Annotated in this window: 13 protein-coding genes and 1 pseudogene; 6 read left to right on the top strand and 8 right to left on the bottom strand. The window is 65.8% G+C overall.

All coding sequences use genetic code 11. From position 1 onward, the window contains the following. Positions 1-226: 226 nt before the first annotated feature. From VI26_RS04560 to VI26_RS04585, 6 genes are all read right to left on the bottom strand, one after another. The gene (locus tag VI26_RS04560; protein WP_048408580.1) at positions 227-1,198 is read right to left on the bottom strand and encodes a polysaccharide deacetylase family protein; all 972 of its coding nucleotides are present in this window, start codon (positions 1,196-1,198) and stop codon (positions 227-229) included. A gap of 26 nt (positions 1,199-1,224) precedes the next feature. After that, positions 1,225-1,932, bottom strand: a complete 708-nt coding sequence (locus VI26_RS04565; RefSeq protein ID WP_048408581.1) for an SDR family oxidoreductase — start codon at positions 1,930-1,932, stop codon at positions 1,225-1,227. Further along, positions 1,929-2,453, bottom strand: a complete 525-nt coding sequence (locus VI26_RS04570) for an ester cyclase (RefSeq protein WP_048408582.1) — start codon at positions 2,451-2,453, stop codon at positions 1,929-1,931. The genes VI26_RS04565 and VI26_RS04570 overlap by 4 nt, the downstream gene beginning before the upstream one ends. A 328-nt stretch (positions 2,454-2,781) precedes the next feature. Beyond that, positions 2,782-4,224: a metalloprotease TldD gene (gene tldD, locus VI26_RS04575; RefSeq protein WP_048408583.1), complete on the bottom strand. Its 1,443-nt coding sequence runs from the start codon at positions 4,222-4,224 to the stop codon at positions 2,782-2,784. Positions 4,225-4,238: 14 nt separating this feature from the next. Then, the gene (locus VI26_RS04580; RefSeq protein WP_048408584.1) at positions 4,239-5,048 is read right to left on the bottom strand and encodes a carbon-nitrogen hydrolase family protein; all 810 of its coding nucleotides are present in this window, start codon (positions 5,046-5,048) and stop codon (positions 4,239-4,241) included. Then, positions 5,045-8,905 carry a YhdP family protein gene (locus VI26_RS04585; protein WP_231580952.1) on the bottom strand — a complete coding sequence of 1,287 codons (3,861 nt, stop codon included), beginning with the start codon at positions 8,903-8,905 and terminating at the stop codon, positions 5,045-5,047. Before VI26_RS04585 ends, VI26_RS04580 begins: the two co-directional genes overlap by 4 nt. Positions 8,906-8,962: 57 nt before the next feature. Here VI26_RS04585 and glnE point away from each other — a divergent pair, with 57 nt between their 5' ends. The 6 genes from glnE to VI26_RS04615 all read left to right on the top strand — a co-directional run bounded on the left by glnE (position 8,963) and on the right by VI26_RS04615 (position 15,458). Then, the gene (glnE, locus tag VI26_RS04590) at positions 8,963-11,659 is read left to right on the top strand and encodes a bifunctional [glutamate--ammonia ligase]-adenylyl-L-tyrosine phosphorylase/[glutamate--ammonia-ligase] adenylyltransferase (RefSeq protein WP_048408585.1); all 2,697 of its coding nucleotides are present in this window, start codon (positions 8,963-8,965) and stop codon (positions 11,657-11,659) included. Between the two features lie 105 nt (positions 11,660-11,764). After that, positions 11,765-12,688 carry a branched-chain amino acid transaminase gene (locus VI26_RS04595; RefSeq protein WP_048408586.1) on the top strand — a complete coding sequence of 308 codons (924 nt, stop codon included), beginning with the start codon at positions 11,765-11,767 and terminating at the stop codon, positions 12,686-12,688. A 48-nt stretch (positions 12,689-12,736) separates the two neighbouring features. Next, positions 12,737-12,937, top strand: coding sequence for a zinc-finger domain-containing protein (locus VI26_RS04600; protein ID WP_048408587.1), 201 nt, complete (start codon positions 12,737-12,739; stop codon positions 12,935-12,937). Positions 12,938-13,075: 138 nt separating this feature from the next. Beyond that, positions 13,076-14,089, top strand: a complete 1,014-nt coding sequence (gene waaF, locus VI26_RS04605) for a lipopolysaccharide heptosyltransferase II (protein ID WP_048408588.1) — start codon at positions 13,076-13,078, stop codon at positions 14,087-14,089. Between the two features lie 82 nt (positions 14,090-14,171). Beyond that, on the top strand, positions 14,172-14,720 hold the full coding sequence (locus VI26_RS04610) for a TetR/AcrR family transcriptional regulator (RefSeq protein ID WP_231580953.1): 549 nt from the start codon (positions 14,172-14,174) through the stop codon (positions 14,718-14,720). A gap of 123 nt (positions 14,721-14,843) precedes the next feature. Then, on the top strand, positions 14,844-15,458 hold the full coding sequence (locus tag VI26_RS04615) for a hypothetical protein (RefSeq protein ID WP_048408590.1): 615 nt from the start codon (positions 14,844-14,846) through the stop codon (positions 15,456-15,458). A 75-nt stretch (positions 15,459-15,533) separates the two neighbouring features. Here the strand turns inward: VI26_RS04615 and VI26_RS04620 are convergent, their stop codons facing one another. Together VI26_RS04620 and VI26_RS24790 are read right to left on the bottom strand one after the other, a co-directional pair. Next, a complete protein-coding gene (locus VI26_RS04620; protein WP_048408591.1) occupies positions 15,534-16,094 on the bottom strand; it encodes a cob(I)yrinic acid a,c-diamide adenosyltransferase in 561 nt (186 codons plus the stop codon). After that, positions 16,087-17,053: pseudogene (locus tag VI26_RS24790) on the bottom strand (hypothetical protein); the annotation flags it as partial. The pseudogene VI26_RS24790 and the gene VI26_RS04620, both read right to left, overlap by 8 nt.

The following is a 17,053-nucleotide window of genomic DNA, read 5'->3' on the forward strand; positions in this document are numbered from 1 at the left end:
TCATAACTTTGCGAGTGTGAGCCCTTAGAATGCGTTTACGATCTCGCGAGAAAGGGCGAGACAAGGCGAAAACGAGCGAAAAAGCGGAATGTACTCGTGGTACATGAGCATTTTGAGCTTGGTTTCAACGCCGTATCGCCGCAGCGCAGCAGACTTTGAACAGGTTCTAAGAAAACCGCGGCGCGGCCAATGGCCGTACCGCGGTTGTGGAACGCGACTCAAGAACTCAGTCCGCCGGCACCTTGTCCGCCTGCAGCGCGTAGCGCGCGATCTCGTCCTTGCGCATGAAGGCGACGCCGGCATGGCCCTGCGCATAGCGGATGAACTGCTCCAGCGCCTTGACCCGCGCCGGCGAGCCGGAAATACGGTCGTGGGTGCTGATCGACATCATCCGCCGCCGCGAACCCGCCTCGGCGTAGAGCACGTCGAACTCGGCCTTCAGATCCGACAGATAAGCCTCATTGCTCAGCGCCGGCGAATCGAAACGCACGATGTCGTTGTTGCGCAAGGTATAGGGCACCACCACGAACGGCTTGCCCTTGACCGGCACCGTGAACGGCTCGTCTCGGCTGACGTTGTCGATGTGATAGAGAAAGCCCAGCTGCTGCAGAATGCTCAGGGTATTGGGCGTGCCGCGCAGCCAGAAGGCGTTGAAGCCCACCGGCCGCGTGCCGGTGGCGCGCTCGATGCTGGCGATATTGGCGCTGTAGGCCGCCAGTTCCTGCTCCGGCGTCATCGGGTATTGCGGCTCCCAGGTTTGGCCGTGCGCCGCCGCCTCGTGGCCGCGCGCCACGATCTCGCGCGCCAGCCGCGGGCTGCGGTCCACCGCCTGCCCCACCATGTGCGAAGTCACCTTGACCCCGGTGCGGTCCCACAAATCCAGCAGCCGCGGAATGCCCTCCTTCACGCCATAGTCGTACCAGCTTTGCATCGGCAGATCCGCGTACTTGGGGTCCAGCGGCGGAAACGGCCCACTAGCGCCGCGCTCCGGCTGCGCGCCAGCCTCGAACTGCATGGAAATCGAAATCGCCAGGCGGGCGCCATTCGGCCAGAAAGCGCCGCCGCTTGTTGAAGTTGTCGTCATCTTGCTTGCTCCTGTCGCCGCCAGCGCCGCGCCGTGCGCCAGCATCAGCGCGGTGCTGCCCGCGGCCGCGCCGGCCAGGAACTGGCGACGATTGATGGGTAGGGTATCGGACATCTCGAGTCCTCTCTCTTGGGGCGGGCCTACAACAAGGCCCCGCCCTCCACGTCCAGCACCGCGCCAGTGATGAAGCCGTTGGCCATCGCCAGCAGATAGGCTTGCGCCAATTCCCACGGCTGGCCGACGCGGCCGACGGGCAGGCCCTGGCCGATGCGGGCCAGCGTCGCCTGACGCGCGGCCGAGCCGGCCTCGCCCCATAGCTCGGTGTCCACCACGCCGGGGCTGACCACGTTGACGCGGCGCGGCGCCAGCTCCTTGGCCAGATTCTTGGCCGCCGCTTCCAGCGCGGCGTTGACCGTGCTTTTCAGCAGGCCGCCGCTGGAGAATTTGCGCGCCAACAGGCCGGAGGTGAAGGTCACCGACGCCCGCTCCGCCAGATAGGGCAAGGCCTCGCGCAGCGCCAGCAGGCTGCCGAACAGCTTGACGTCGAAAGTCTGCCGCAACGCTTCCTCGCTCAACTCGGCCAAGGCCGGCGCGCCGACCCGGGCACCTGCGGTCAGCACCAGGTGATCGATGCGGCCGATGTCGGCGAAGGCCCGGGCCAATGCCCGGCTGTCGGTAATGTCCGCCTGTATACCTTCGCGATCCGCCTCGGATTGGGCGCTACGTCCCAGCACATAGACCCTCGCGCCGGCCGCCACGGCCGCGTCCGCCACCGCTCGGCCGATGCCGGAGCCGCCACCCAGCACCACCACGACCTGGCCGTGGAAAGAAAAATCCGCTGCGTTCATGGCTTCACCACGCCCAGTTGCCGCATCAGGGTCAGATTGTCTTCCAGATGCCAGTTCTCGGCGATGCGGCCGTTCTTGACGCGGTACAGGTCGAAGGCCTGGAACTCCACCGGTTGGCCCTGGCCTTGCACATCGCCGAAGCGGCCGCTGAAATGGCCCTGGAAATGCAGGCGCAGCGCGACGCGGTCGCCGGCCAGCACCATATCGGTGACGTCCACCTTCAAATCCGGCACCGCGGCGCGGAACTGGCGCGAAGCCTGCAAGGGCCCGGCCACGCCCTGCTGACGGCCGGCGGGCAGAGTGCGGTCGATGAAGTCGGGGTCCAGCGCCAGCTCGGCGTAGCGAGGATCGCCGCTGTTCCAGAATGCCGCGTAGCGCAATGCGGCCAGTTTCACCGCCGCCACGCTGCCAGCCGGGCGGTCCGCCCACACCCGCGCCGGCTGCGGCAGGTTTTCCGCCGCGCCGGCGAAGGCCGTACTGAAGGCCAGGCCGAAGCCCAGCGCCAAGGTCAAAGCTTTCATCATCGTCTCCCGATTGCGGCGTCGCCACCACGGCGACACCGGACCAGCGCATTGTGTCGCCGCCCAAGGAATTTGATAATTGGCTTTAAATTTGGATGATCTGCTTGTTCAATTTGAAAATAGGCGCAAAAAAAAGCGAAGCTCCAGCGCTTCGCCTTTCTCAAAGAACCTGTTTACATAGGTTCTTTGAGCCTGTTCAAAGTCTCGCGAGCAAGAGCGAGACAAGGCGAAAACGAGTGAAAAAGCGGAATGTACAAGTGGTACATGAGCATTTTGAGCTCGTTTTCAACGCCGTATCGCCGAAGCGCAGCAGACTTTGAACAGGTTCTTAGCCGCCGGTGCCGCCCACGGTCAGCCCTCCGTCTATGCGCAGCGTGGGCTGGCCCACGCCCACCGGCACGCTCTGGCCTTCCTTGCCGCAGACGCCGACGCCCTGATCCAGCTGCAAATCATTGCCTATCATGCTGACGTAGTTGAGCACGTCCGGCCCGTTGCCTATCAGGGTGGCGCCCTTGACCGGGTAGCTGAGCTTGCCGTTTTCGATGCGCCAGGCTTCCGACGCCGAAAACACGAACTTGCCGCTGGTGATGTCCACCTGACCGCCGCCGAAATTGACCGCGTACAAGCCGTCCTTGACCGAGGCGATGATTTCCTGCGGATCGTGCTGGCCGGCCAGCATATAGGTATTGGTCATCCGCGGCATCGGGATGTGGGCGTAGGACTCGCGACGGCCGTTGCCGGTGGCGCCCACCTGCATCAGGCGCGAATTCATCGCATCCTGCATATAGCCCTTGAGCACGCCATCCTCGATCAGCACGGTGCGCTGAGTGGGATTGCCCTCGTCGTCTATCGCCAGCGAGCCGCGCCGCTCCTCCATCACCCCGTCGTCCACCACCGTGACACCCTTCGCCGCCACCCGCTGGCCGATCTTGCCGGAAAAGGCCGAAGTGCCCTTGCGGTTGAAATCGCCTTCCAGGCCATGACCTATCGCCTCGTGCAACAACACGCCGGGCCAGCCCGACCCCAGCACCACGGTCATCTGGCCGGCCGGCGCCGGCCGCGAATCCAGATTGGTCAGCGCCTGATGCACCGCCTGGCGCGCATAGCGCTCCAGCACCTCGTCGTCGAAGTAGGCCAGGTCGAAGCGGCCGCCGCCGCCGCTGGAGCCCTGCTCGCGGCGGCCGTTTTGTTCGGCGATCACCAACACCGACAGCCGCACCAGCGGCCGCACATCGGCGGCGCGCACGCCGTCGTGGCGCGCCACGTAGACCACATCGTATTCGCTGGCCATGCCGGCCATCACCTGGATCACCCGCGGGTCCAAGGCGCGGGCCATCCGCTCCACTTTTTCCAGCAAGGCCACCTTGGCCGCCGCTTCCAGGCTGTGACACGGGTCCAGCGCCGGATACAGCGGCTTGGGCGCGCGCAGGGTCTGCGCGCCGGCGGAACCGTCGCCGCCCGCCTGGCCGATGGCGCGCACCGCGTCGGCGGAGCGGCTCAGGGCCTCCAGGCTGATGGCGTCGGAATAGGCGAAGGCGGTCTTGTCTCCGGCCACCGCGCGCACGCCCACGCCTTGATCGATGCTGAAGCTGCCGGACTTGACGATGCCCTCTTCCAGGCTCCAGGCCTCGCTGCGGGTGTATTGAAAATAGAGATCGGCGTAGTCGATGGCGTGGTGGCGCATGCGCGCCAGCGTGGCTTCCAAAGCCGCCTCGTCCAGACCGTAAGGCTTGAGCAGCAGGCTGTCTGCCGCGGAGAAAGCATCTTGCATAGTGTCGGGTTCTTTCACGCGAGTACGCGGTGCGCCAGCGCCGGCAGGCGGGTGCGCACCGACTGGATCAATGTCGGGTCGATTTCGGCGAGGATCATGCCCTCGCCCTTGTCAATTTCGGCCAGCACGCGGCCCCAGGGATCGATGATCATCGAATGCCCGTGGGTCTTGCGGCCGTTGTCGTGTTCTCCGCCCTGCGCCGAGGCCAGCACATAGCTCTGATTCTCTATCGCGCGCGCGCGCAGCAAGGGCTCCCAATGCGCCTCGCCGGTGGTGGCGGTGAAGGCCGCCGGCAAAATCATCAGATCATAGGGCGACAACTGGCGGAACAGCTCGGGAAAGCGCAGATCGTAGCAGATGCCGAAGGCCATCTCGGCGAAGCCCAGGTCCGCTTTCACCGGCTGCTCGCCCGGACGGATGGTGTTGGATTCGCAATAACTCTCGCCCAGGCCGGAGAAGCCGAACAGATGGATCTTGTCGTAGCGCGCGCGCACCTCGCCGTCCGGGTCGAACAGCAAGGTGGTGTTCAACACCCGCTGCGGCTCCGGGCTGCGCAGCGGCACGGTGCCGGCGGCCAGCCACACGCGGTTCTCCCGCGCCATCCGCGCCAGCGCCTGCTGGATGGGACCGTCGCCATAGGCTTCGCACACGGCCACCTTGTCGGTTTCCTGCCGTCCCATCAGGCAAAAATACTCGGGCAGGACCACCAGCCGCGCGCCCTTGGCCGCGGCTTCCGCCACCCAATGCGCGGCGCGCCGTACATTGGCGTCCACGTCGGAGCCGGACACCATCTGCACCGCCGCCGCCAAAAATTTCTGCTTCATGGTTTTCCCCCTTTGTTCTGCTGTATCGGACCGATCGCGGTGCGCACCACCTTGGGATCGCGCAGCGAGCCGCTCACTTCGTAATCCACCGACAGGATGCGGCCCACCGGATCGCGCAGCACTTTCTGCGCCGCCAGCGTGGCGATGCCCACCACCGGGTTGAGCAGGGCCGCGCCCGCCGCCAGCGCCACGCTCTCAGCCAAGCGCGGCAGCACATGCACCTTCAAGGCCTGGCTCTCCTTGCCCAGATCCAGCACTCCGGAAATCGTCACTTCCGCGCCCGGCCCCTTCATCTCCACCTTGGGGGAGGTGAACAGACCGTTGCGCGCCTTCGCCTCGCCCTTGAGGGTGTCGAAGGCGAAACCGTCGCTGAACACATCGGTGAAGTCCAGGCGGATGCGGCGCGGCAGCGACTGCAGGCTGAGCGCGCCCAAAAGCTTGACCACGCCCGGGTCCACCTTGGCGAAGCGTCCGTCCTTGAAGTCTAGCGCCAATTCGCCGGATACCTTGGCCAAATCCAGATCGCCCAGGCCGCCGGGCCAATTCAAGCGGCCGCTGAGCGTGCCCTGGCCGTTGCGGAAAATCTCGCCCTGGCCCAGCCGCGTCAGCAGCTTGCCGGCATCGCTGACATTCAGTTCGAAACGGGCGTCGACATTGCCGGCGCCGCGCGCGTCCGAACGCACCGTGGCCTTCAGCGTGCCGTCGTTGGTGGTCAGCCGCAGCGGCGCCATCTGCCAGACACTGCCGTCGCGGCGCGCCTCCAGCTCCAGCCGGCCCACCGAGCGTCCTTGCAGCACCAGTTCGCCGACGCGCACCTTCATGTCCGGCAATTTGCGGTTCAGCATCGACGCCTCGTCCGTCGCCTTGCTGTCAGCCGCGCCCTCCTTCTTGTCCGCCGGCAGGCTCAAGGCCAGCCGGCTGAGATTGGCCTGCAGCAGGCCGTCGCCTTCCGGCCGATAACTGGCATCGCCGCTCATCTCATTGGAACGCAGCTGTATGGTCCAGGCCTTGGACAATTCGCGGTTGCCCAGCTTGGCGTTCACCTTATGCAGGCTCAGCCCGGGCAGCACCAGCTCCGGCGTATCCAGTTCCAGCTGCACCGCCGGCAGCGCCGCCGGCTCTCCGCTCGCGGATTGAGCGCCATCGGCCAGCTTCAGCCAATCCTCCAGCACCACCTTGGGCTGCGCCACCCGCACCGCCAATCCAGTCGCCACCGGCTCTCCCGGCGCGCGGCCGACGCCCAGCGCGCCGGCTTGCAACTCGCCGTGCTCGTCCAACCGCAAGCGGCCGCTGAGCATGCCCTCCAGGCTGAACTCCAGCCGCTGGGTCTGGACGCCGCGCATCTGCTGCGGCCGCAGCTGCAATTGCAAAGGCAGCGCCGCGGCGGCGGCCTTGGCCAGCGGCGCTGGCAAATCGAAGCCGGTGCCTTGCAGATCCGAGCTCACGGCCAAGCTTTCCAGGCCCTGCTTGACGACGAACTGCGCGCGGTAGCCTGACTTGCCCGCCGCCCGCGGCGCCAGCGCCGGCAGATATTGTTGCAACACTTGGCGCGAATCGGCCTGGCCGGTCAGTTCGAAACGCATGCGCTTATCGACGCCGGTATTGGCCTTCAGCTGGAACGGCCCGCCAAAGCCGACGAACTGCAGGCCGGGACTGTCCACGCCGCGCTCGGTAAAGGTCAGCCGGCCGCGCGTCTTGCTCAGCGGCGGAATCGGCAGGGACTTGAAGCGCAGCGCGTTGTCGGCGAAGTGAAGATCGCCGCGCACCGCCACGCCTTGCTCTCCGGCCAGCGGTATCGTCAATTTCAGATCAAGGCTGGCGTCGCCGCCGGCCTCGATCTGGCCGGTGAAGCCGTCCAGCCAACCATCCACCGGGCTTTGGGTGGTGAAGGCCAGCATGCGCTGCAGGCGATCGGCCGCGCGGCCCTCCACCGTCAGCATGGGCACCTCGGCGCCCAGATGGGCGATCACCGCCTTGACGCCGCTCAGCGGCACGCCCACGGTGCTGGCATGGCGCGCGTTCACTTCCATGCGCTCATTGTGGAACAGCAATTGGGCATCAATGTCGTCAATGCGCGGCCAGCCCGGCTGATAGCTGAGACGCGCGCGCTCCACTTCGGCTTCCACCAGAAACTCACCGCCCTTGCCGCCGACGAAGGGAAACTGCTCCAGATCGCCGCGCAGCTTCATTGTCGCCTGGCGCAGCTGCCCGCCCTGTAGCGCCTGGCGCAGCCAGCGCATGGTGTGTTCGCCGACCTCGGTCGGCAGATAATCCACCACCCTGGCCGCCGGCACCCCGGCGATGCTGGCGCGCAAATCGGCGACGCCGGCGCCTTCGCCCTGATGGCGGTAACTGCCCTGCAGGCTGCCGGACAGCTCGGCGTTGGAGAAATCGACCCGGCGGAAATCCAAGGTCACGGCCTGTCCCTGCCGCTGCCAGTCCACATCGGCGGTCAGCTTGTCGAAAGCCAGCGGCGCGACGAACACCGAGGGATAGCTGACCTGGGACTTGCCGGTGTCCAGCTGCAGCCGGCCGCCGTTTTCGTCGAAGTTGATCGCGCCGCTGACGCCAGCCACGCCGGGCAGGCCATCGAAAGGCTGCCAGGCCAGTTTCTCGAAGCGGGACTTGAGCTTGAACGCCTTGGGAGCTTCCAGCGCGCCCTTCCAGCTGACGGTCAGGTCGCGCAAGGCACCGCTGGGCGAGAAACGCGCGAACAGCGGGTTGCGATCGGCGCCCAGCGCGTGAATGAAGGGGGTCAGATGACCTAGATCGACATTGTCCAGCGTCAGCTGGCCGAAACCCTGCGCGCCATAGCGCCACTCGCCGTCGATATTGGAGTTGTCGAAGGCCAGGCCGCTGGCGCTGGCCAGGGTGAGCCGGCTGGCCTTGACCTTGTAGCTGCCACTGAGTTGGCGCGTCAGCTGCAATTCGCCCTGCAACCGCGGCAGCACCAATTCATGCGAATCCGGCGGCGTGTACGCTGCGTCGTGGACATTGACATTGGCGGTCAGCCCATCGATGGCGCCGTCGGAGAAGGACATCTCCACCGTGCCACTGCCCTCGCCGCTGCGCAGCATGCCCAATTGCTGCAGATAACGCGTCCACGAGCCCACCTTGGCGCCGTCCAGCGCCACCTTGAGCGAGCCCGACCACTGCTGCCAGGCGGCGATATCGTCGCCGCGCCAGGACGCAGTCAGATCAAAGCCCTTGCCCAAGGACGCCGCCGGCTGGCCCGACAGCTTCAGGTTGTGACCGAGCAGGCCGGCGCTCAGCTTGAGCTGGCCCTGGCTCAGGTCCAGCCGCGGCAGGCCCAGCAGCTCATCCTGCCAGCTCAGCCGCGCATCGCTGATTTCCAGGCTGGGCTGACGCAGCAGCCAATTGCCCAGGCCGCTGTCGGACGGGCCGGAAGTCAGATCGAAACCGTTCAGATAGATCACGCCCTGGCGCGAGCGCAGCAGCTCCACCGTCGGCCCCTTGACCACCACGCTGGCCAGCCGCGGCTCCAGCGCCAGCAAGGAACGCCACGACGGCTCCAGCGATACCTGGCGCAAGGTCAGCGCCTTGCCGTCCTGCGGATTGGCGATGGTGACGCCGCCCAGCTCGAAACGCGGCCCCACGGTCAGCCACTCGCCGGACAAGGCCGCCACCTGCACCGGCCGTCCCAGCGACTGGCTCAGATAGCGCTCCAGCGGCTGGCGAAACTGGTCCAGATTGGGCAGCACCCAGAAAGTGAACGCGCAGAACGCTACCAGCAGCAGCATCAAGGCGGCGGCGATGGCCATTCCCAACAGCGCACAGGTCCGTTTCAGGACCTTGATCACATGGATATGGGACAGAACGGAGAATAGCTTTTCCAAATGCGGCAAACCGTTACAATGTGGCCATCAAGAATTGACATGCCGTAGAGGCCTATTATGCCAGCAAACACGGCCGCTGCCATTGCCCGCAGCCGCGAGTTCTCCCACTATCTGCAGCGTTTGCTGACCGCCCGCCCCGAGGAGCTGGAGCGGCTGCAAGCCCGGCTAGGCCAGCCTTTTGACGCGGCGGAGATGGAAGCCTTCGCCGACTGGCAGGCGCTGAGCGACGCCGAAGGGCTGGCGCCGGCGCTGCGGCGGCTGCGCCAGGCGGTGGTGGCGCGGCTGATCTGCCGCGACCTCAACGGCCTGGCGAGCCTGGACGAGGTGGTGTCCACCGTCAGCGCGCTGGCTGATTTCGCCGTAGAACGGGCGCTGGCCTCGGCGCGCGCCGGCCTCGCCCACTACGGCCAGCCGATAGGCGAGGATAGCGGCGAGGTCCAGCAGTTGATCGTCATCGGCATGGGCAAGCTGGGCGGCGGCGAGCTCAACGTCAGCTCCGACATCGACCTGATCTTCATCTACCCCGAGAGCGGCGACACCGACGGCGCCGCCCATGGCGGCCGCAGCATCAGCAACCACGAATACTTCACTCAGATGGGCAAGAAGCTGATCGCCCTGCTCAACGACGTCACCGCCGACGGCCAGGTGTTCCGCGTCGACATGCGGCTGCGGCCCTACGGCGACTCCGGCCCGCTGGCGATGAGTTTCGCCGCGCTGGAAAACTATCTGCTGAGCCAGGGCCGGGAATGGGAGCGCTACGCCTGGATCAAGGCCAGGGCGCTCAGCGGCGACGCGGCGGCGCTGGCCGACATGGCCCGCCCCTTCATCTACCGCAAATACCTGGACTACAGCGCCTACGGCGCGATGCGTGAACTGCATGCGCAGATTCGCCGCGAAGTGGCGCGCCGCGACATGGCCGACAACATCAAGCTGGGGCCCGGCGGCATCCGCGAAGTGGAGTTCATCGCCCAAGTGTTCCAGCTGATACGCGGCGGCCGCGACCGCAGCCTGCAACTGCGCGGCACTCGCGAAACGCTGCGCCGGCTGGGAGAACTGCGGCTGCTGGAGCCCGCCGCCGTCACCGAGTTGCTCGAGGCCTATGCCTTTCTGCGCAATCTGGAACACCGGCTGCAATATCTGGACGATCAACAAACCCAAACCTTGCCCAGCGGCGCGGACAACCGCGCCCGCATCGCCGCCAGCATGGGCTGCGCCGACTGGGAGCAGTTCATGAATCGGCTCAACCAGCAGCGCCGCAAGGTCACCCGCCACTTCGAGCAAGTGTTCATCCTGCCCACCGAGGGCGCCGCCGATCATCCGCTCTCCGAACTATGGCTGGACATCGCCGACTGCCTGCCGGTGGAAAAACTGCAAGCGCTGGGCTTCTCTGAACCGGAACAAGTGGCGCGCCAACTGCAAAGCCTGGCTCAGGGACAGCGCTACCAGCAGATGCCGCTGAACGGCCGCAAGCAGTTCGACCAATTGATGCCGGCGCTGATCGAGGTCGCTTCCCGCTTCGACAACGCCGACGCCACGCTGGCGCGCATCATCGCGCTGATGGAAGCGATCAGCCGCCGCGCCTCCTACCTGGCGCTGCTGACCGAATACCCGCAGACCCTGCAGCGGCTGGCCTCGCTCTACTCGTCCAGCGCCTGGGTCTCCGGCTATCTGACCCGCCACCCGATACTGCTGGACGAACTGCTGGACGCGCGCGTGCTCTACGCCACGCCGGACTGGCCGCAGCTGGAAGCACAGCTGGAACAGCAACTGAGCCAGGCCGACGGCGACGTGGAGGCCAAGATGGACGCGCTGCGCCATTTCCAACACGCGCAATCCTTCCGCCTGGTGGCGCAGGACCTGGCCGGCATGTGGACGGTGGAGGCGCTGTCCGACCAACTGTCGCTGCTCGCCGACATCGTGCTGGCGGCCACGCTGCGCCACGCCTGGCTGGACATCCCCAGCCGCCACTGCGACACGCCGCGCTTCGCCATCATCGGTTACGGCAAGCTGGGCGGCAAAGAACTGGGCTACGCCTCGGACCTGGACCTGATCTTCCTCTACGACGACGAACATCCGGACGCCGCCGAGCTGTACTCGCGGCTGGCGCGCAAGATGTCCACCTGGCTGACCAGCGCCACTGCCGCCGGCGTGCTCTACGACATCGACCTGCGGCTGCGCCCCAACGGCGCCAGCGGCCTGCTGGTCAGCTCGGTCAACGCCTTCCGTCAGTATCAGGAGCAGCAGGCCTGGGTTTGGGAACACCAGGCGCTGACCCGCGCCCGCTACGTGGCCGGCGATGCCGAAGTCGGCGCCCAGTTCGAGCAGGAGCGCCACGCCATCCTGACCCGCAGGCGCGATCTCTCCACGCTGCGCGACGAGGTGCTGGCGATGCGCCAGCGCATGCTGGACAGCCACCCCTCCCGCGATGAAGACCCCAAGAACGCGCGCGGCGGCATCATAGACATCGAATTCATCGTCCAATACCTGATTCTGGCCCACGCCCACGCGCTGCCGGCGCTGACCGCTAACGCCGGCAATATCGCGCTGCTGGCCACCGCCGCCGAGGCCGGGCTGATCCCCGCCGCCGCCGCCGAAGCCGCGCGCAACGCCTACCGCCACTACCGCCGGCTACAGCACTCCGCCCGGCTCAACGAACGCCAGACCGTGGCGCCGGACGCCGCCTTGCTGGAGGACTACAGCCAATGCCGAGCGTTGTGGCAACGCGTATTCGAGCAAGCGCTCAATTTTTCCTGACAAACGGTTCACAGCGTCATGGCGGCGAGATAAACTCATTGGATAAGGCCGGACCGCATCCGGCCCAACCCGCAAAACGAAAACACAATATTGGAGAACACCAAGATGTCGATGGCTGATCGTGACGGATATATCTGGTATGACGGCAAACTGGTTGACTGGCGCGACGCCACCACCCATGTGCTGACCCACACCCTGCACTACGGCATGGGCGTGTTCGAAGGCGTGCGCGCCTACGAAACCCCCAAGGGCCCGGCCATCTTCCGTCTGGAAGACCATACCGCGCGGCTGTTCCGCTCCGCCAAGATCCTGGGCATGCAGCTGCCGTTCACGCCGGAGCAGATCAGCCAGGCCCATCTGGACGTGGTCAAGGCCAACGGCCTGAAATCCTGCTATTTCCGCCCGATGGCCTTCTACGGCTCCGGCAAGCTGGGCGTGGCGCCGCTGAAGAACGACGTGCGCGTGATCGTGGCCGCCTGGCCCTGGGGCGCCTACCTGGGCGACGAAGGCCTGGAAAAAGGCATACGCGTGAAGACCTCCTCCTTCACCCGCCACCACGTCAACATCACCATGTGCAAGGCCAAGGCCAACGGCAACTACATGAACTCCATCCTGGCCAACAACGAAGCCACCGCCGACGGCTACGACGAGGCGCTGCTGCTGGACGTGGACGGTTTCGTGGCGGAAGGTTCCGGTGAAAACATCTTCATCATCCGCAAGGGCAAGCTGTACACTCCGGACCTGACCAGCGCGCTGGAGGGCATCACCCGCGATACCGTGGTGCAGATCGCCAAGGAAATGGGGCTGGAACTGATAGAGAAACGCATCACCCGCGACGAGGTCTACAGCGCGGACGAAGCCTTCTTCACCGGCACCGCCGCCGAAGTGACCCCGATCCGCGAGCTCGACAGACGCGCGATCGGCGACGGCAATCGTGGTACCATCACCGCCGAAATCCAGAAGCGCTACTTCGACATCGTCAAAGGACTGGATGCCGAACACCAGCACTGGCTGACCTACGTCAATTGAGAAAAGCGAAGCCGCCCGCCCGCGCGAGCGGCCCGCAAGGAATACAGAATGGCTGAACTGAAAGAAAACACCCAACGCGTGATCGAAGTCACCCAGCACGACCTGCCGCTGCATTGCCCGATGCCGGACATGGTGTCCTGGAACTCCCACCCGCGCGTGTTCCTGCCCGTGCACAAGACCGGCGAAGCGCTGTGCCCCTACTGTGGCACCCGCTACAAGCTGAACGGCCCGGCAGGCAGCCACCACTGAGCCTGGCTCCGCGCCGGCAACGCAGCTAAGGTGTGGCGCGAGCCGCACCTTTTTTGCTTGCCGGCCCGCTTCGTCGGCAAACCCAAGCCGGGCCGCCCTGTCGCGACCCGGTTTCGGTTTGCAATCGGAACATCTGCAATGAAGAAGAAAATTCTGGTCATCGGCCCCTCCTGGGTCGGCGACAGCGTCATGGCGCAACCGCTGTACCAAAGACTGCACCAACACCATCCCGAGCTGGAACTGCACGTGTTCGCGCCAGCCTGGACCCTGCCCTTGCTGGCGCGGATGCCGGAAGTGGCCAAGGCCCACCTCAACCCCTTCGGCCATGGCGCGCTGCGCCTGGGCGAACGCTGGAAAGTGGCGCGCAAGCTGGCCGCCGAGCGCTTCGATCAGGCCATCGTGCTGCCCAACTCGCTGAAATCGGCGCTGATCCCGTTGTTCGCCGGCATCCCGCTGCGCACCGGCTTCCTCGGCGAATCGCGCTACTGGATTCTCAACGACGCGCGCGAACTGGACGAGCAGGCGCTGCCGATGATGGTGGAACGCTTCTGCGCGCTGGCGGAAGACAAGGGCGCGGCCTTGCCGCGGCCGCTCAGTCACCCGCGGCTGGCCACCAATGCCGCCAGCCAGCAGGCAGTCCTGGCCAAGCTCAAGCTCGACGCCAGCCGCCCGGCGGTCGCCTTCTGTCCCGGCGCCGAGTACGGCCCGGCCAAGCGCTGGCCGGCCAGGCACTTCGCCGAACTGGCGCGCCGCTTTGACGCCGCCGGCTACGCGGTGTGGCTGTTCGGCTCCGCCAAGGACCGCGAAGTCGGCGACGACATCAGCCGCCTGTCCGGCGGCCTGGCCGTCAACCTCTGTGGCGCCACCGGCCTGGAAGAAGCGATAGACCTGATGGGCCTGAGCACGCTCGCCGTCTGCAACGACTCCGGGCTGATGCACGTGGCCGCGGCGCTGGGCAAGCCGCTGGTGGCGCTATACGGCTCCTCCAGCCCCGACTTCACCCCGCCGCTGTCGGATCAAGCCGCCATCGTCTCCCTCAACCTGGATTGCAGCCCCTGTTTCGAGCGGACCTGCCCTTACGGTCACACCGACTGCCTGGAAAAGATGGAACCCGAGCGCGTCTGGCAGGCCGCGCAACCGCTGCTGCCCTAAGCACAGCCCTCCAGCCCTCACTACAAGCCCAATAATAATGACCACAGACCACACCGCACCCGCCGAAGAAAACAGCCGCCGCATGGAGTTGATACGCGCCGCGGCGATGCTGTTCCGCGACCAGGGCTATGAGCGCACCACGGTGCGCGATCTGGGAAATGCGGTCGGCATGCAGTCCGGCAGCCTGTTCTACCACTTCCGCACCAAGGAGGAGATCCTGGTCGCGGTGATGGCGCTCGGCATCACCAGCACCACCGAGCAACTGAAGCGCGCCATTGACGAAGCCATCACCCCGCGCGCCAAACTGGCCGCGCTGTTCCGCGTCCATCTCAATTCGCTGCTGGGGGACAACCAGGCGGCGCTGGAGGTGATGCTCTACGAATGGCGCAGCGTGTCCGCCGCCGCCCGGCCCGGCCTGATCGTGCTGCGCGACCGCTACGAGGCGCTGTGGCAGCAAGTATTGGACGAAGCCGCCGCCGCCGGCCTGATCAAGCGCGACACCGCGCTGCTGCGCCGCACCCTGTTGGGCAGCCTGCATTGGTCGGTGCAATGGTATCGCTCCGAGGGAGCGCTGAGCGTGGATCAACTGGCCGAACACATGCTGGATTTGGTATTGCTGCCACAAACCTGACCCTTGGGACAGAAAAAATTCGGCAATCGACCGAAAAAGATTCTAGAATCAGCGATATAGGGCAACTGGGCTCTATACCGTCCTGGGCGGCGGCAACAGTATCCACGGTTTGGAGAGAGCGACATGGCAAGCACTGGCAGCATAGGCAGCCTCAACTCTCTGCAGCAATTGCAATCGCTGCAGAACACGCGGCCTGAGCAAAGAACGCTGGAAGAACCGCGCTCCGCCACTCCAGCGGTTTCACAGCAAAACGTCAGCCAGACCGCGGTCCGGCAGAATCCCGACACCGCGCGCGTCGAACAGCAGCTGCAGCGGCAGTTGAACACCGCGCAGACCAATGCCGCGCAAACCCGCAACAGCGAGCAGCAACGCGTTGGACAGGAGCAGGCCCAGGCGGCCGCCCTGACCAGTAGTACCGCGGCGGCCGTGCCCAACAACGCCGCCAGCAATGCGCCCCAAATTCAGCAGCGCGCCGCGGAAGCGGCCAGCGCCAACCGCGCAGCCAGCGCGCCGCCGCCGCAAGCACAACAGCGCCCCAACACCTCAACGGTGCAGGCCGCCAATGAGCAGCAGGCGGTGAACAACCAGGCGGAACAGCAGAACGACCAGGCCGCCAGCGCGGTGACCCGCTCGCAGCAGCAGAATGCTAGCGGCCAATTAGCGGTGACCCAGTATCAGGCGACCCAGTCGCTGCTGCAGAGCAGCACCAATAAGCCACGAGTATCGGAAGTCGCTTAAGACACGGTTCATGATGCGCTCCAGTTCGTGAGCGCTAAATACAAACGGCAATCCTTGCGGATTGCCGTTTTGCTTTCAAGCCTGGTCGGTCTTGCGCCCTGGCCGCCACAGCACATCCGCCACGCCGGCCTGGCGGTTCAGATAGCGTGACAACACGAACAGCAGATCGGACAGGCGGTTCAGATAGCGACGTGCCGCATCGGAAACCGCCTCTTGCTGCGCCAGCGCCACCACCGCGCGCTCGGCGCGACGGCAGACCGAGCGCGCCTGGTGCGTCAATGCCGCCGCCCGGGTGCCGCCAGGCAGGATGAACTCCTGCAGCGGCGGCAAGTCCTCGTTCAGAAACGCCACCACGGCCTCCAGCGCCTGCACGTGCTCGGCGCCCAAGGCGCTGTAGCCGGGCACCGCCAACTCCGAGCCCAGATCGAACAAATCGTGCTGCGACTCGGAGAGCCAGGCCCTGGCCTCGTCCGGCAGCGTTTCCGCCAGCAACACCCCCAGCACCGAGTTCAGTTCATCCACCTCGCCCAGCGCGCGGATGCGCAAGCTGTCCTTGCCCACCCGGCTGCCGTCGCCCAGACCGGTGCTGCCGTCGTCGCCGGTACGGGTGACGATATGCGACAACCTATCACTCATCGCGTTTTCCATCCTTTTCAATCTTGCCCAAAGAATTGATGGTCTGGCGCAAGCTCTCCTTCAAGGCTTCGCCGAACAACATCTCGTAATCCTCCTTGAGCTGATGCATCACCCCGGACAGCATCTGCTTGGCCTGCAGTTCCAACGCATCCTGCAGCCACAAGGACAACTCCACCTTCATGCGCGGCAGCATTTTCTCGTACATCGACTGCAATAGCGCTTGCTCGTCTATCACTGCAACAGTGCCCGGCGGCGCATTGACCGCCTGCGGCGCCATCATCGCGGCAGCAGCGGCGGCCGACGCCACTTCGGACACATTCAGCACTTCCACCGCGCGCGGCGCGGCTGGCGCCGGTTCCGCTTCAGCCGTGGACGACATCGCTGCCGCGGCCACACCGGCCGCCAATACGCCAACGCCCACTACAGCGGCGCTCTCCAACGTGTCCGGCTCGGGAGTCGCGACTTCATCCGCAACGGCCTCCTCCGCGGCAAACGCCAGCTCTGGAATATCCTGGACCGACGACTCCAGCCCAGGCTCAGGCACATGCTCCTCCGCCAGCGCGGGCGCGCCGGTAGCGGGCTCGGCCTCAAACACCTCTTGTGACGGCTCCCAGATCTGCTCGAGCACCGGCGGTTCCGCCAGCGAATCCGCGGCGGCGATATCCGGCACAGCCTCCTGCGCCAACGCCTCGGCGTCGAAAGCGGCCTCGGACAGCTCCAGCTCCCCCTCCGGCGGCGGCGCCCAGATCTGCGCCAATTCAGGCGACTCCGCCATGAAATCCGCAGCGGGAATAGCCGACACGACCTCCGGCGCCAGTTCCTCGGCGACGAAATCAGGCGCGACAGGCTCCAGGCTCGGCTCTGCCAGCAGCTCCGTCATGGCTTCCCCCGCCTCGGCGGCAACAGCGGGCTCGGACTGTTCCAGAGCGGATTCTTCCACCGACAAGGCCGATGGCTCG

Origin of the sequence: Chromobacterium sp. LK1 (assembly GCF_001043555.1) — a bacterium.
Classification (GTDB): domain Bacteria; phylum Pseudomonadota; class Gammaproteobacteria; order Burkholderiales; family Chromobacteriaceae; genus Chromobacterium; species Chromobacterium aquaticum.